The organism is Paenibacillus sp. J31R98, assembly GCF_056269245.1.
In genome coordinates, this window is record NZ_JBWDNO010000009.1 from 256589 (window position 1) to 273571 (window position 16983).

The following is a 16983-nucleotide window of genomic DNA, read 5'->3' on the forward strand; positions in this document are numbered from 1 at the left end:
TTTCGGGGTGTTGGAAACGTATACAATATTGAGGGAGGTCCATAGTGTGGAGGTGAAGTTAAGCTCTCGCTTTATTCTCGTTTTCCTGCTAGTTTGGCCTTTGATTGCCGGGTGTACGGATAATGTATTGCAATCTTCCGGTGGAGCGAAATCAGATACCGCTACTGGCAGCGGGCATACCCCCGCAAATCCCGTAACGATCGACTTCTGGTTCCCTTGGGGTGGAGAATACAAGAAGGAATTTAAATCGAATGTCGTTGACGAGTTCGAGAAGAAGTTCCCGAACATTAAAGTCAATATGACGTTCGTTGAGACAACGGGTACTACGCAAGCACAGGATAAGCTGCTTACGGCAATAGCAGCCTCTAACCCGCCCGACGTAGCTTTGTTCGACCGGTTCCTAATCGCTTCATGGGCAGTCAAGGGGGCATTAACGGACCTGACCGGGTATGTTGAATCGTCCAGAATTTCTCCTAGCGACTATTATGATGCGATCTGGAAGGAAGCCCAGTACGAGAACAAAGTATACGGCCTTCCTTGGGGCACGGATAACCGGGAAATGTATTACAACAAGACATTAATGAAAGCTGCTGGACTTAATCCGGATGTCCCCCCTGCTACGATCGAAGAGCTTGACGCCATGTCAGCCAAGATGTTCAAGCGGGGATTAAACGGCAAGTACGAGCAGGTCGGCTTTATCCCTTGGTTGAATCAAGGCTTCCTTTACACGCAAGGCTGGAACTGGGGCGGCAGTTGGGAGAAGAATGGAGAGCTAGTTCCTAACGACCCGCAAATCGTGAAGGCCGTGGATTGGATGGCTTGGTATGCTAAGACGTATAATATTGAATCTTTGGACAGCTTCTCCCATGAAATCGGACAAACTGGCATGAATGCTTTCTTGACGGGCAAGATTGGTTTTGTTTATGACGGAAACTGGCTCTTGAACGATCTCAAGAAATATTCGCCTGAGTTTGAATGGGGCGTCGCTCCAATGCCGGCTCCTAGCGGCAAGAAACCTGTAACTTGGGCCGGAGGCTGGTCTTTCGTAATCCCGAAAGGCGCTGCGCATGAGAAAGAGGCTTGGGAATTCATTAAATTCGTCGCAGGCAAGGAAGGTACGCTGCTCTGGGCGAAGCGTGAGATGAATGGCAATGATATTACCGCAATGCCTGCTGTGAATAAGGAGCTGAACCTGGAAGGGAACCCGAACCTTAAAGTGTTTTTGGATCAGATGACCAAAGCATATACGAGACCTGTTACGCCGGTCGGATCCTTCTTGTGGAACGAGACGTTCAGGATTCAGGATCTCGCCATTAACGGTAGAGGTAAACCCCAGGAACTGATAGATCAGCTAAAGAAGAATGTGAATGCCGAATTGGCTAAATTGAAGCAATAACTTACTCAGGAGGGAAGTACAATGGGGAAAATTCGTTTCTTAATGATTGGTGTCGGCGGAATGGGAAGAGAGCATATCAGAAGGCTTTTGGAGGTGCCTGAGGCTGAAATCGTAGCTTTGGCAGATCCGTCCGAAGGGGCAGTAAACCAAGTGAAAGAACGGTTCCCTAAGCTGAGCGATGTGGCTGTTTATACGGATTATAAAGAAGCTATCGCTAAAGCAGGCGCAGATGCAGCAATCATCGTATCGCCGCACAGCATGCATTTCGAGCAAGGTATGGCATGCTTGGATGGCGGCTTGCATGTGTTGATGGAGAAACCGTTCGTTGACGGCTCCGAGAGCGCTGAGCGCATTATCGCACGTGCAGCAGAAGTGAACAAGCATCTCGCTGTAGCTTACCAGCGTCACCTCATGGGACAGTTTATCTATATCCGTGATTTGATTCAAAGCGGCGAGCTCGGTACGATTAATTACATAAATGCGTATCAAGCTCAGGCTTGGCTTACAGGAGCGAAGGGCACTTGGAGACAGAATCCCGCGCTATCCTGTGGCGGTCAACTGAACGATTCCGGCAGCCACCTTCTCGACGTCGTGCTGTGGGTAAGCGGCTTGGAGCCGGAGACCGTTACTGCTACGATTGACAACCGCGGAACTGAGGTTGATATCGACTCGTCCGTAACTGTTCGTTTCCATGGCGGAGCAATCGCTTCCTTCAACGTAGTCGGAAGCGCAAGCATCGGCTGGCAAGAGGACCTTTCCATTCATGGAAGCAAGGGATCCGTATTGTACCGTAATGGTAAAATTCTGGTCGCTAAGGAAGGTCAACGTGAGTTGACTGAAATTAACGAGGAATTGCCTGCTTCCAGCGATCCGAATATCGACTTCGTCGATCTGATCCTTGGCAAGGTTAGCGAAGCGGCTGCGCCATCGAGCTGCGGCTTGCGTATTGCACGTTTGACAGAGGGTGCTTGGAAGAGCGCTGCAAACGGCAGTCAAGTTATCCGTCTATAATTTTTATTAGGAATCATTAAACCTATAGAGTTCAGAAAAGGCTGCCGCAATTTGTATTGCGGCAGCCTTTTCGCTTAATTGCAGGGGGGCATATATGTACGAGACACTAATCATTCAGGCAGTAAGAGACCATTACGCAATAGATATTGAAGAAGTGGCGTTATTGTCGTATTCAGGCAAGATGGTGTATAAGCTGCGTGCGAGCAATGATGAGGCCTATATATTTGATATTTACTTGAAACAAGATAAAGAAGAGAGCACCTCAAACAAAGAGAATGAGAAATACTATACCGAGGAAGCCATTTCAGCTGAAGCGAGCATCTTGCATCGATTAAGCAAGGCATATCCAGAGCTCCGCTCGCCAGCGCCAATTCCCAATAAAGATGGAGCATTGTTAATCACTATCCACGCTGAAGGTACGAAGACGCAATGTATGCTGAGGAAATTCATCGCTGGTCGAGAGCTGAAGAAAGACACATCAGAGGCGTACTTGCAGCAAGCCTACCAGGCAGGCGTTGTCGCCGCTAAGATCCATCAATGTTCTAACCAGCATTTTAATGATATGTATATCGGTAGACCGATCCATAAACAGCCGCAAGTACAACGGATTATCAACACCATTCGGCTTGGATTGGACGTAGGCACAATTACACCTGCGCAATTTGACATTGTGAACCGTTCACTAGCGTTTATCATTCAAAGAATGGACGAGATGGATAAAGACGCTCCTTATTATCTGGGGATTGTCCATACGGATTTGCGTGATGCCAACCTGTTGTTTGATGGCGAGCATGTCATTCCGATTGATTTTGGCCGGTGCGTCTATGGTTATCTGTTGTATGATCTGGGAGAAATGAGTGCGCATATGGGTGGAGATGAGGTTCCGGTCTTGCAGCAGCTGATTCGCGGGTACCATTCCATACGTAAGCTGACGCGTTATGATTTGGTTACGATTGAAGCATTCAGGATGCTGTTTATACTGAATGTCATAGCCGAGCAGATCTTGCAGAAGGACAATTCCTATGTGGCAAATACGCTGCAGAGGTTGACTGAAGCCGATTTATTTCACTTATTGTCAGACAAGCCCGTCATCCAGGGCATTAGAGATGTCATATAATCGGGGCCAGGAAATGATTCGAGATGGAATCATTTCTTTTTTTGTAGAAGCGCGGCGAATGGTGTAACCAATCTACTAGAAACAGTAAAAAATAACACACTAAAAGCAAAAGTAAACACATTATGCGAATTAATGAAAACGCATACAATTAAGTTGTACTCGGGAACGAGTAAAAATAGGGAGGTTACCAGATGGAGAATGTAAAGGTGCAGGCAACGAACAAAAACAAAAAGTTTGTAGCATTGTCATTAACTGCAATTACAGCACTGTCATTAACACTTGCAGGCTGCGGTAGCGGTAATAACAACACAGCATCCACCGATGGGAACACAGCAAACAACACTGCGAAAGCAGACAACGCAGCAGCCACAAACAATAAGGCTGACGACACAGCAGCTGCTAACAACGCAGCTTCTGATGAAAAAGTAACAATTGATTTCTGGTTCCCGTGGGGCGGCGACTTCCAAAAAGACTTCAAAAAGACTGTAGTCGATCCGTTCGAAGCATCGCATCCTAACATTAAAGTAAAGATGACTTTCGTAGAAACGACAGGTCAAACGCAAGCATCTGATAAATTGCTGACTGCTATCGCAGGTGGCAACCCACCTGACGTTGCATTGTTCGACCGTTTCTTGATCGGTTCATGGGCTGCAAAAGGCTCATTGGCGGATATTAAATCGTATATGGACGCTGATGGCGATCTTAAGCCAGAAGATTACTACCCAGGTCTGTGGGCTGAAGTCGTTTACAAAGACGGCGTGTACGGCTTGCCGTGGGGTACTGATAACCGCGCTATGTACTATAACAAAACTTTGATGAAACAAGCCGGACTTGATCCTGAGAAGCCACCAACTACGCTTGAAGAGTTGGATGCAATGGCTGAGAAGATCTACAAAAAAGGCAAAAACGGCAAATATGATCAAATCGGCTTCATTCCTTGGATGAACCAAGGCTTCTTCTATACACAAGCTTGGAACTGGGGCGGTAAGTGGGAAGATGCTGACCACAACCTGACTCCTAACGATCCGCAAAACGTTAAAGCTCTTCAATGGATGGCAGATTATGCGAAGAAGTATGACATTGCCAACCTGACTAGCTTCTCCGATGCAATGGGTCAAACAGGTATGAACCCTATCTGGTCCGGTAAAGTCGGCTTCGCGTTCGACGGTAACTGGGTACTTAACGACTTGGCTAAATACAAGCCAAACTTCGAGTGGGGCGTAGCTCCAATGCCAGCAGCTGAAGGTCACCCTTCGGTTACATGGGCAGGCGGCTGGTCGTACGTAATTCCTAAAGGCTCCAAGCACGAGAAACAAGCATGGGAGTTCTTGAAATATGTTGCAGGTAAAGAAGGTACGCTTGGTTATGCTAAACGTGCTAACGCAGGTAACGACATCACGGCAATGCCTGCTGTCAACGAAGAGCTTAAACTCGCTGACAATCCGAACCTGAAAGTATTCCTTGATCTGATGCCAACAGCATTCACAAGACCGGTTACACCAGTAGGCTCCTTCCTATGGAACGAAACAATGCGCGTACAAGATTTGGCTATCCATGGTAAAGGCGATGCACAAGCACTTCTTGACGAAGTTAAGAAGAACGTTGATGCAGAGCTCGCTAAGCTTGGCGGCTAAACCTAAACATGCATGAATAAGGAGTTAGAGAGCTGGGCGGATACATTCCGCCCTCTCTCTCTTTATACAGAATTGAACCGATAGAGGGAGGTAATGGGAGTGGCAACAGTCGGAACTACCACTAAAGATAATACGGCTGCACTTGTGCAGACGAAGAGAAAGAAATCTACCAAGTTTGAGACTAAACTCGCGTTGTTCGGTTTACTTTTTGCATCACCATGGATCCTGGGCTTGCTATTCTTTAACGTTTATCCATTGCTAGCATCAGCGTACTATAGCTTTACCGATTACAGCATCCTAGAGCCTGGTAAGTTTGTTGGATTCGAGAACTATTCGACTTTGTTCAAAGATGATGTTTTCTGGAAGAGTATTTCTAATACGCTGTACTACACATTTATTTTTGTGCCATTGAGCATCGTGCAAGGTGTAGCACTCGCTATGCTTCTGAACTTGAAAATCAAAGGACAAGGCATTTATAGAACGCTGTTCTTCATCCCTAGCTTAGTTCCGGAAATAGCGACAGTTATCATCTGGCTGTGGCTGCTCAACCCGCAATTCGGGCTTGTGAACTTCTGGCTAGATAAAATTGGAATTTCTGGACCGCCGTGGATCGGTAGTGAAGTTTGGTCCAAGCCATCGTTGATTCTCATGAGTTTGTGGGGCACGGGGCAAGCGGTCGTTATATATTTGGCTGGTTTGCAAGATGTGCCGCAGGATTATTATGATGCCGCACAAGTGGACGGTGCCAATGCATGGCAGCGTATGAAGACGATTACTTTGCCGCTCCTTACGCCAGTTATCTTCTTTAACATGATTATGGGTATGATCGGCGCGTTGCAGAACTTCGTTCTGCCATACACGCTTACGAACGGACAAGGAACTCCAGCCAATTCCATGATGTTCTACGTCATGTATCTGTACACGAACGGATTCGCTTACCTGAAGATGGGTTATGCCTCAGCGATGGCATGGATTCTGTTCATCATCGTTGTTGCACTAACAGCAGTCATCTTCGCAACGCAAAAACGTTGGGTCCACTATCAAAGGTAGAGAATAGAAGGGAGAAGGCTTCATGGAGACTAGTAGCAGACTTACGATCTTTCAGAGGGGATTTGCTCATATCATTCTAATCGTTATGGGCGCGTTTTTCTTATCTCCTTTTCTATGGATGGTTTCCACATCGCTCAAATCGAACGCTGAATTGTTCCTGTGGCCGCCGAAGTGGATTCCAAGTGCTATGGTATGGAGAAATTATCCGGATGCTATTAATTACATTCCGTTCTTCAAATATTTATCGAATTCACTTCTTATTTCAGGTCTCGCGACAGTAGCGGTATTGATATCTTGTCCACTCGTTGCGTACAGCTTAGCCCGTATTCCTTGGAAAGGGGCAAAGCCGTTATTCGGTGCAACTCTGATCGTTATGATGATGCCGTACCAAGTAACAATGATCCCAATCTTCATTACGTTCAAAAATATCGGTTGGGTAGGTACGAACATTCCATTGTGGCTTCCGGCGTTATTCGGTGCTCCGTTCTATATTTTCCTTCTTCGCCAGTTCTTCATGGGCTTGCCTAAGGAGCTGGAAGATGCTGCTCGTATTGACGGCGCGTCTGAGCTGCGTATTTACTCGCAAATCATGCTTCCGCTTTGTAAGCCTGCTTTGCTGACAATTGCTTTGTTCCAATTCATGGGCAGCTGGAAGGACTATCAAGGTCCGCTCATCTACTTGTCCGACGAGAGCCAATATACGCTCATGCTTGGTATGCAGGCATTTAAATCTCAGCACGGTGCTGAGTGGCAGTTGATGATGGCTACTCTTGTTATGATTACGTTGCCAATTATGATTCTTTACTTCTTGGTACAAAAGGCGTTTATCCGCGGTATCACATTTACAGGTATTAAATAATAGGTACCTGCAAGGGAGTGTAATGGAATGAAATTGCAAATCGGTACACGTATTCCACCGAAAATCGGTGCGACAGGCTTGGAACAAACGGCTGCATGGGCTGCTTCGGTAGGACTGGATACGCTGGATGTACCTCGTCTGAATTCGGAAGTGAAACAAATTCTCGACGCTGCGGGACTTGGTATCGGCTCTGTTGATGCTCACGGTACAGGAGCATTGCTCAGCAAAGATGATGCTCGCCGTGAAGCAGCAGCAGTAGCGGTTAAACAGCAGATGACAGAAATGGCTGCCAATGGCGGTAAAGTGATGTTCATGTGCCTTGTGCCTGAGGATCATACAACGAAGCGGAGCGAGAGCTTCGACCTCTTCAAAGACAGTTTCCCAGACGTTATCCGCCACGCGGAACGCGAAGGGATCTATGTTGCAATTGAAGGCTGGCCAGGTCCTGCTCCGCACTATCCGACGATCGGATGTACACCGGAGATGTGGCGCGCAATGTTTGAAGCAATCCCTTCCAAACATTTCGGCCTGAACTACGATCCATCTCACATGGTTCGTCTCGGTATTGATCATCTGCGCGCACTGACTGAGTTCGGCGAGCGCGTCAATCACGTCCATGGCAAAGATACGGAGATTCTGACTGACGAGCTGTACGAATGTGGTGTTCTTGAAGCAACGTTCGGCGCGAAATACGGATTCTCGGAAGGCTCATGGCGTTACACTATTCCAGGTCATGGCGCCGTGGAATGGAGTAAAGTAGCTGTAAGACTGGATCGCCTAGGCTATCAAGGAGCTATCGGTATCGAGCTTGAGGATCACCGCTTCTGGGGCACGATCGAGAAGGAGCAAGAAGGCATTATTAAAGCGAAAGAGCATCTGGCTCTTTATTTCAAATAGTAAGCTGATTGAAGGTGGGAAATAGATCATGTCTGAACGGACTCGCATTCATATGATCGGCAATGCGCATTTGGATCCAGTATGGCTATGGCAGTGGCAAGAAGGCTATGCGGAGATCAAGGCGACATTCCGATCTGCGCTTGACCGGATGAAGGAATTTCCCGATTTTATTTTCACTTGTGCCGGTGCTGCTTATTACGAATGGGTGGAAGAGAATGCTCCAGAGATGTTCGAGGAAATCCGGGAGCGTGTTAAGGAAGGAAGATGGGTTATCGTAGGGGGCTGGTGGATCCAGCCCGACTGCAATCTTCCGTCTGGAGAATCCTTCGCGAGACATAGCCTGTATTCTCAGCGATATTTCAAGGAGAAATTCGGTGTAACCGCCAATGTCGGCTATAATGTCGATTCGTTCGGGCACCATGGCATGCTGCCGCAAATTCTCAAGAAGAGCGGCATGGATTATTATGTGTTCATGCGTCCAGGACAGCATGAGAAGGAAATGAATAGCGATCTGTTCTGGTGGCAAAGCGCTGACGGCAGCAAAGTAATGACGTTCCGGATTCCTTTCAGTTACGGTAACTGGTGGAAGACGGGGGATGCCGTAGTTGAGAAGACGCGTGCAGTAGCGGCATTAGCTGATGAGCATGGCTTAGGTTATATGAATTTCTATGGCGTAGGCAACCACGGCGGCGGACCGACGATTGCGAATCTGCATTCGGTACATCGGCTTCAGGAAGAGCTTGGGGAGGATCGAATTGTCCTCAGCTCGCCTAATCGGTACTTTGCTGAGATGAGCGAAATGTATAGTGATTCGATCCCTGTACACAACGATGATCTGCAGCATCATGCGAGCGGATGCTATTCGACGCACTCCGAGTCGAAAGCTGATAATCGTCGCGCTGAGCACCGGTTGCTGACCTCCGAGAAATTCTCGACTATAGCTCATCAATTGCTCGCACTGCCTTATCCAGACAAGAAGCTGCAGCAAGGCTGGAAGAATGTCATGTTCAATCATTTCCACGATATTATGGGAGGCTGCAGCATTAAGGAGGCTTACCGTGATGCAAGGGAAGCCTACGGCGAGTCGCTTCAGATTGCAGCGGTATCACTCAATGCAGCCGTTCAGAAGATATCATGGTCCATTGATACGATGAAAGATGGCATTACTCCGCTAAGCAAAGATAAAGACTGGGTATTGTGGGAGCAAGACGACAAAGGCATTCCGCTGGTCGTGTTCAACCCGCATTCCTGGGCAGTTAAAGCACCTGTTCAAGTGAATAAGAAGCTTGCTGGTGTCACGGACGAAGAAGGAACTCCGATACTGACTCAGACAGTGCGAGGCTCGAGAACGAATGGCTCCGATGATAAGTATGACACCTTGTTCATGGGAGATATTCCTGCGCTCGGGTATCGCGTCTACTGGTTATACAGGGATAAGCCGCAGGAAGCGGAAGCTTCCAATCTTGTGCTGCATGCAGAAGAGCATGCGCTGGAGAACGATTATATAAGGCTGGAATTGGATTCTCATACTGGCTACATCAAGAAACTGACTGACAAACGGTCTGGCTTTGATGTGTTAACTGGTAAGGGAGCTGTTCCTGTCGTTGTCGATGAGCATGACAGCGATACGTGGAGTCACGGTATCTTCCAGTTCCGGAATGAAATCGCGAAATTCTCTGATGCCGATATTCGGCTCTTGGAGAAAGGTCCACTCCGTGCTAGGCTTCGCGTGACGAGTCGCTATAATCGCTCTGTACTGCGTCAAGATTTTATTGTTTATCATGACCGGCCCGAGATTGAGGTTGCGGTCAAGTTGGACTGGCGTGAAGAGCACAAGATGTTGAAGCTCTCTTTCCCTGTAAACGTTGAGCAGCCTAAGGCGACCTATGAAATTCCATACGGGCATATCGAACGTCCGACTAACGGCGAAGAAGAACCAGGGCAGCAATGGATCGACGTGACTGGATCGGTAGCTGGAACATCGCAAACGTATGGACTGTCGGTTCTCAATGACAGTAAGTACAGCTTCGATGTATTGGATAACGATCTCAGAATGACGGTCGTTCGCAGTCCGATATTCGCAGACCACTACGGCGTTAGAGACGAATGGTGCGAGTTTATGGATCAAGGCGTTCAGGAGTTCAAATACAGTCTGATTCCTCATGCCGGAGGTTGGCAGGACGCTCAGGTTGCAAAGAAAGCCAATGAGCTCAATGTACCGCTTGTGTCGATCGTGGAGACTTACCATGAAGGTACGTTGCCGCAGAGCTTCGCAGGCATTGAGATTTCATCGGATCACATTATCGCAACCGCATTTAAGAAGGCGGAAGATGGAGACGGTTATATTCTCCGTTGTTACGAAACTTCAGGCAATGAAGCGACGACCTCGGTCGAGATTCCGATGCTTGGACGGAAGTGGGATGTGCAATTCGGAGCCTGTGAGATTAAGACATTCCGTATACCGCTATCCGCAAACGAAGAGATTCTTGAGAATAATTTGATCGAATTCTAGCATCTGCATCGAGCCCTGTATGAAGTCATGAGATACAGGGCTCTTTGTGTTCTGCGGAAAGAAGCCAATAGGAGCTGATCGTAGTTTGAGCGAAGAACAAGAAGAAGCACTAAACATTACGGCTGAAATCGCAACTGGTCATTCGACTGGCGGAAGTGCGATTCCTTCGGAAGACCATGCAACTGAGGCTGCGGTACGATCGGCACTTATAGATTTGTGGGGCATCCATGATGAATTGCACATCCTTGCGGCAGGCACGACCTCGCGGGTGTGGCGGATTAAAGAGGCAATCGTCAAATTAGCCCGCGATGAAAGCGAGCATTTCAACGCAGGTTTGCGTGCGAGCCTGGCAGTAGAAACATCGGGGGGCCTCATAACCGGATCTCCGATTCTTAGCCGAACAGGTGAATGCAGTGCTAAGATCACGATTGGCACAGATGAATGGATATTGGCTGTTCAGCGTCATGTGAATGGAACCCCTGCGTCCATGCACGCATTTGAACCCTTCATATTGGGTGAACTGTTAGCGAGAATTCATGTGAGCTTGCAGCATACCGATACTACCGGAGGATGGACAGCGGAAGACGTATTGAGTGGATATATGGAGCAAGGGATATTGCCTGAACAACCGGAGTCAACAAGGCGAATGATCGCTTCAGCCATTCATGCTGTACGAGATTGGTATGACGAATCCGATCCACGCAAGCAACTGATCCGCGGCGATGGTCCTGAGCTATTAGTGGAAGATGGAGTTATCACAGGCATGGTTGATTGGGGCGGCGTTCGTTACGGCAGTGTCGCTGATGACATCGGCTGCTGGACGCTGCATGGGAATACGAGTGATATTAAGGTATATACAAGTGAATTTGTACGAGGCTATACCTCTGTCAGCACGCTGACTCAGCAAGAAGAGCTTGCTATCCCGCTATTCCAACAGCTTCGGCTTGCGTCACGCGCCTGCTTCGTCACCGACGAAGCAGCATTGAAGACGATCGATCAATGGATGGCGAATATTCGATAGACATAGAGGAAGGACCTCCAGCGATGGAGGTCCTATTTCATTTGTTAACATTGAGCAACTATCATTATGCTTTGAACAGTAAGTTATAAAGCACCTGTGCAGCTTCAGCGCGTGTTGAAGGGTTATGAGGGAAGAAGTGGTTGTTACTTCCTATCATAAGCTTCTCATGTACAACGGTTTGAACCGCATCCTTAGCCCAGCTGCTAATCATGCTTGTATCCTCATACGATTGTATGTCGGATGGCGTGCCGCCTGAGCCCGAATGTTCGCTCTGATTCTCATATACACGTGCGATGATCATGGCCATCTCTTCCCGTGTAATTGATTTTAGGGGTTCGAACAGGTTGCTGCCAGTTCCAGTGACAATGCCGTTCTCGAAAGCAGCCGCTGTAGCATCAGCATACCATGAGCCGGCTTTCACATCGCTGAAAGGTGCAGCCGCTTTCGCTTTAAGACCTAATGCTCGCACGATCATAGTAACGAACTCAGCGCGGCTTACATCAGCTTTTGGACGGAATGTAGTGCTCGTCATCCCTTGAACGATATGCTTCGCAGTCAATTCTGCAATAACATCGGATGCCCAGTGCGAGCTAGGTACATCGGCAGAGTTCTTCGAATAGGAGAACACGCCGTATTCACTGAAATGGCTGACCGCAGCTGTTATGGTGTTCCCTTGCAAAGTGCCTCCGACATACTCAATGGTTCCTTGATCCGAAATGTAATAAATCCCAGATAGGCGTGGATTAGCGCCATCGGAAAGCTTAAGTGAGATCGTAACAGGCTCAGTGAATGTGCTTAGGTTGCTAGTCGTGCCATCTTGATGCTGAACGCCGAGCACAAGCTCGAGTACTTCACCTTGTAGCGCAAGGCCAGTCCCCGCTGTCGATGCAACATAAGAATTAACCTCACTACGAGACAGACGCTTGTATTGCAACGTGATGTTCTCGTTTGCATCTGATCCGCTTATTAAAGCGGCAAGCGAGCTCAGTACGCCGCTTGGAAGGGTTACAGCGCCGTTCGGGAGTGCAATTCGCAGACTTTTACCGTTAAGCGACTGCGTGATCGATGCTGGCAGGGAAAGTGTCGCTTGAGCGGCATCGGCCTTGGAAGCATCTAGAGTAGCTGCACCGGAATCAGGTACAATGACATCAGCTGCGTCAAAATGAACGACTGTAGCATCCCCGCCATCATCCGTAGGCGTAGTGGGTGTCGAAGGAGTAAGGCTGCCGTCGCCGCTGCTGGTTGATTTGACCGTGAACGTCTCTACCGCTACGTTATTGCCCGATCCGGCGATAATTTTGTATTGGCTGCCAACATCAGAGCTTCTTGGCAATGTGAACACATCGGAGTAGCTCCCTGCAGATGCTTGGACAATATCGAAGAATAGAACAATTCCATCTGAATCCAATACTTTAATAACTACTTCTGTTTCGCTTGTTGTACCGCTAATCGTGACAGAGGAACCTGCGCGAGCGTTGGATACGTCATTGATTGTCGTACCCATAGGAGCATCGGCGTAAACTTGGCTGCTTGCTATCGGAGTGGAAAGGGCAGCTAGTCCGAGGGTAGACAAAGTAATCACAAGAGACATTGTCAGAGCTTTATATTTATTCTGTATTCTCTTCAACTTGAAGCTCCTTTCAGCGAAGGCAGCTTGGACTTTGACCGATGAATAGTCTAGAGCCTAGGTCAAAGTCCAAGTAAGCCTGATTTAGGTGTTACGGTGTTACGGTCGTAAGATTGAGGTTCGTAATACGTCCATACGTAGTCGCTGTAATCGTGCCACGGTCAAACGTCTTCAGTACGTAATTGTAGAATGCATCGATGTCCGTACTGCCGGCTACTTGATTTGTACCTTGAATGAGAACTTTATAGTTGTCGCCGCCAGCAGCCATGAAGTTGTTCACGACAGCTGTGTACTCTTCCGTATCGGAGATTGGCGTGCCGTCTTCCTTTGTCAAGGACACGACGCGCTCTGCAATCGGCTTACTGAAGTCAGCCGTATATTTGAGGCCGGAAATTTGAAGGGTCTTCGTCAGGTCCGGTGTAGCGCCCCATTGCTGCTGAAGCAGCGTCTTGATTTGATCGCCTGTCAGTGTCATTTTCACAAGCTGGTTGCCAAACGGTTGAATACGAAACAGATCGGCATAGAGAACATTGCCTTTCGGGATATCAGCGCGAATGCCGCCTGGATTCATGAAAGCGAAGTCAGCTTGCATGGCATCCTTCATGGCATCAGCGATCAAGCTGCCAAGAGGGATTTCTTGCGTATAAGCATTCGCCTTCGGAATAATTGCGTCTGTCTGGCCGACAGGCTGCGCAAGCTCAGGGTGTCTGTCAAAAGCCGCTTGAACAAACGCTTCGATTTCCGGATCAGGGGTAATGCCCGCTCTGTTCACATCAACGATTGTCGCTTCCTTCTTCACGATATCGTGTGTTGTCGGATCGATCTCCAGATTCACGTCTGCAAAAGCAGTACCGTACGAGTAAGCTTGGAAAACAAGCTTGTTGTCTACGAGTCCGTTCACTTTGACATGGTTATCGCCAGCGAAGATGACATCGACCTCATCGTCTACCTCATTTGCGAGGTCGGCAGCTTCTCCTGTGATTATCGAGCCAGACTGCGATGCAGGATCATGTGCGAGCACAACGATCGCTTTCACGCCTTGTTCCTTCAGCTGGGCAACAGCCGCGTTTACAACCGGTGCTTGCTCCACGATGTTGACCGGTTCCAATGCGGACGGCGAAACTTTACTTGGGGTAAGCATCGTCACGACACCGACAAAACCGATTTTTTCACCGCCAACTTCCTCAATAACGTAAGGTGCGATAATAGGCTCGCCTGTCGCTTTGTCAATAACATTGGCATTGATGTAATCGATGTTCGTCTTCGAATACGTAATGTCCGTGTTGATCGGGTCCTTGCCCCCGTTCAGTTGTGCCATTAGTGCAGGAACACCTTGGTCAAACTCGTGATTGCCGAGTGTGCCGACCTTGAAGCCCAGCATGTCCAAAAAGTCGAGTGTCGGCTTGTCACGCTCGAGAGCAGAAACAGGCGAGCTTGCGCCAACCGCATCACCGTTATGCACGAGAAGCGTGTTATCCGGATTTGTTGACTTCGCTTGCTTGAGATACGCTGCCAAATAAGCAGCTCCGCCCAAGACATTGCCTCCGGCTACTGTGGAGTAGTCCAGTTGGCCATGGAAGTCATTAATGCCGAGCAGCTGTACGTTTACATTCTCAGTAGGCTCAGGGTCTGGCGGAGTCGTATCTCCGTGAAGATCCAGCTTAAAGATGCCAAAGCCTTTCTCATCCGTACGGTCAAGCGACGTAATTTTCGGATTGGCGCTTAGATATGATTTTGCCGATGGTGCAGTGGTGAACGTAACTTGCGCGTTGCCGTTAATCGGTGCAATCGACCAGTTGTTATCCGCGGCCGGGTTGATTGTACTCAACTGAGAGATGTAATCCATCAATACTTGGCGGTTCTCATCTGCCGAATCAAGCACAAGCGTTGATCCCTTCACGCCAGGGAAGTTGCCGCCCCCGTTGACCCGGTAGTTATTGCTGACGACGATAAAGTCTTGGCTTGGATCAATCGGCGAGCCCTTATAGTTCAAGTTGATAATCCGGCTGGAGGATGCATTAGCGATCGTACCGTCTTTCGTATACTTGGCTGGTTTCGTTACATCAACCTGATACGTCACACCGTCGATGACGTCGAAGTTATAAACCGGGAACGAGGAGTTAAGCAGCGGCTGCTCCTCCGTCTTGGCTGGATCGATCTGATTGAACATGCCCGCGGACATTTCCAACCACTCTTTGACGACAGAGCCTTTCACTTTAATCGCCTTGAGAGTGTTGTCATATAGATACAGGTCGCTTGCGCTCTTGATGGCCAAGTCGCCTGCTGGGATATCCGTGTACTCGGTCGGGCCATTGCGTCCTGCTTTGAATGGTGCGCCAACGGATAGGATCGGCAGATCTTTATCCGGTGAGTCCTTGAGCGCCAGTGCATTCTTCACATACCATTCCTGTGCTTTCGTTACGATTTGTACGGACGGATCATCCTGTACAAGCGCAAAGTAGCTGTAGATCGGAGCTGTCGTTTGACCGATTGCTTGGTTCGCATAAGCGATAGTCGCTGCATGCTCTGTTTTGATCGCATTCACAACTGAAGGATCTGCGTCGACTAATGGCTTCTTGGCAATGTTGTCGTAAATATATTTATTGGAAGATTGCGAGTTTGTAACGGCCCACTTGCCGTTTGTTTTGCTCAGTGTCAGATCGATGATGCCAAGATTGGCACCCCCAAAGCCGGCTTGTACAGCCGCAACTCCGTTAATGGTACCGCGGGCATTATCAACGCCTGGAAGCGGGTTGCCATTCGCATCCTTAAAGAGCGGATCGAGCGTGCTTACGCTTGGTGCAGGAAATACCTTATGGGTATGCGAGAACGTAATTGCATCGATTCCAGGCACTTTGCTCAGCGGATAGACCGCGTCTTCTGCGCCTGCTCCTGCCTGTGCGGCACCGTTGAAGCCGGAATGCGTCAGGGCAACGACGACGTCTGCGCCTTCGGCACGCATGACCGGAACGAACTTCACAGCTGTGGCAACGATATCCTTCGTAATGACTTTACCGTCCAGGTTGCCTTTGTCCCAATCCATGATTTGCGGAGGGACAAAGCCGATGAAGCCGATTTTCACCGTTTGCGTTTGGCCGTTCTCGTCCTTCACTTGCTTCGTTATGATTTGATAAGGCTTGTACTTATTGACGTCATTGTCCGGATTCGAATCATGATCATCTACATAGATGTTGGCATTCACATATGGGAACTTGGCATCATCAATCGCTTCATCGAGATAATCCAGACCATAATTGAATTCATGATTGCCGAAGGTTGCGATATCATAGCCCATCAGATTCATCGCTTTATAAGCCGGGTGAACTTGTCCTTCTTTAAGCGGATTAACCTTCGCCATGTATGTGCCGAGTGGAGTCCCTTGCAGCAAATCGCCGTTATCGACAAGCAGAGAGTTCTTCACTTCAGCGCGAGCTTGCTTCACGAGCGTCGCAGTTTTGACAAGACCAACGTTCTCGGCAGGAGCATCCTTGTAGTAATCGTAGTTCATGAAGTTGGTGTGGATGTCGGTCGTTTCCATAATGCGCAGCTTCAGTGTCGAGCTGCCGATTGTAACGGGATCAGCTAGACTGTTACCGACCTCAGCAAGCGATCCGCTGTAGGAGTCAACGACGAATACTTTGACTGTGAGGCCGCTGCCTTTTTTATTAAAATGGGCGGTCATTTTTTCGCTGCCGGTAATATCCTTCGTAACAGCTGCGATTCCGACAGGCGTCGTGCCATCAAACAATTCGAAAATAACGGTTTCTGCCCCGGCATGCCCAAGCGAAGTCGGCTTAATGTCTACGCTGACGTTCACACCGCCTGATGAATCGACTACTCCGTTAGTTATGATGAAAGC

The 16983-nt window shown here is 48.6% G+C and carries 11 protein-coding genes; 9 read left to right on the forward strand and 2 right to left on the reverse strand.

Annotated elements, in window-relative coordinates:
- Positions 1–46: 46 nt before the first annotated feature.
- The 9 genes from AC0YNX_RS26760 (at position 47) to AC0YNX_RS26800 (ending at position 11497) form a co-directional block, all read left to right on the forward strand.
- On the forward strand, positions 47–1396 hold the full coding sequence (locus AC0YNX_RS26760; protein WP_475818747.1) for an ABC transporter substrate-binding protein: 1350 nt from the start codon (positions 47–49) through the stop codon (positions 1394–1396).
- Positions 1397–1417: 21 nt separating this feature from the next.
- Entirely contained in the window at positions 1418–2407 is a 990-nt protein-coding gene (locus tag AC0YNX_RS26765; RefSeq protein ID WP_475818748.1) for a Gfo/Idh/MocA family protein, read from the forward strand.
- Positions 2408–2501: 94 nt separating this feature from the next.
- Positions 2502–3524 (forward strand): phosphotransferase enzyme family protein, encoded by a 1023-nt coding sequence (locus AC0YNX_RS26770; RefSeq protein ID WP_475818749.1) that lies wholly within the window; start codon positions 2502–2504, stop codon positions 3522–3524.
- 191 nt (positions 3525–3715) lie between these two features.
- A complete protein-coding gene (locus AC0YNX_RS26775) occupies positions 3716–5158 on the forward strand; it encodes an ABC transporter substrate-binding protein (RefSeq protein WP_475818750.1) in 1443 nt (480 codons plus the stop codon).
- A gap of 99 nt (positions 5159–5257) precedes the next feature.
- Positions 5258–6208, forward strand: a complete 951-nt coding sequence (locus AC0YNX_RS26780) for a carbohydrate ABC transporter permease (protein ID WP_475818751.1) — start codon at positions 5258–5260, stop codon at positions 6206–6208.
- A gap of 22 nt (positions 6209–6230) precedes the next feature.
- Positions 6231–7067: a carbohydrate ABC transporter permease gene (locus AC0YNX_RS26785; protein WP_475818752.1), complete on the forward strand. Its 837-nt coding sequence runs from the start codon at positions 6231–6233 to the stop codon at positions 7065–7067.
- A gap of 27 nt (positions 7068–7094) precedes the next feature.
- Positions 7095–7964: a sugar phosphate isomerase/epimerase family protein gene (locus AC0YNX_RS26790; RefSeq protein WP_475818753.1), complete on the forward strand. Its 870-nt coding sequence runs from the start codon at positions 7095–7097 to the stop codon at positions 7962–7964.
- Positions 7965–7992: 28 nt separating this feature from the next.
- Positions 7993–10476: an alpha-mannosidase gene (locus tag AC0YNX_RS26795; RefSeq protein ID WP_475818754.1), complete on the forward strand. Its 2484-nt coding sequence runs from the start codon at positions 7993–7995 to the stop codon at positions 10474–10476.
- Between the two features lie 85 nt (positions 10477–10561).
- Positions 10562–11497, forward strand: coding sequence for an aminoglycoside phosphotransferase/kinase family protein (locus AC0YNX_RS26800; RefSeq protein WP_475818755.1), 936 nt, complete (start codon positions 10562–10564; stop codon positions 11495–11497).
- A gap of 64 nt (positions 11498–11561) precedes the next feature.
- Here the strand turns inward: AC0YNX_RS26800 and AC0YNX_RS26805 are convergent, their stop codons facing one another.
- Both AC0YNX_RS26805 and AC0YNX_RS26810 read right to left on the reverse strand, forming a co-directional pair.
- Complete coding sequence (locus AC0YNX_RS26805) at positions 11562–13001, reverse strand: S-layer homology domain-containing protein (RefSeq protein ID WP_475818756.1); 1440 nt, start codon at positions 12999–13001, stop codon at positions 11562–11564.
- A gap of 214 nt (positions 13002–13215) precedes the next feature.
- The gene (locus AC0YNX_RS26810) at positions 13216–16941 is read right to left on the reverse strand and encodes a bifunctional 2',3'-cyclic-nucleotide 2'-phosphodiesterase/3'-nucleotidase (RefSeq protein WP_475818757.1); all 3726 of its coding nucleotides are present in this window, start codon (positions 16939–16941) and stop codon (positions 13216–13218) included.
- Positions 16942–16983: the final 42 nt, after the last annotated feature.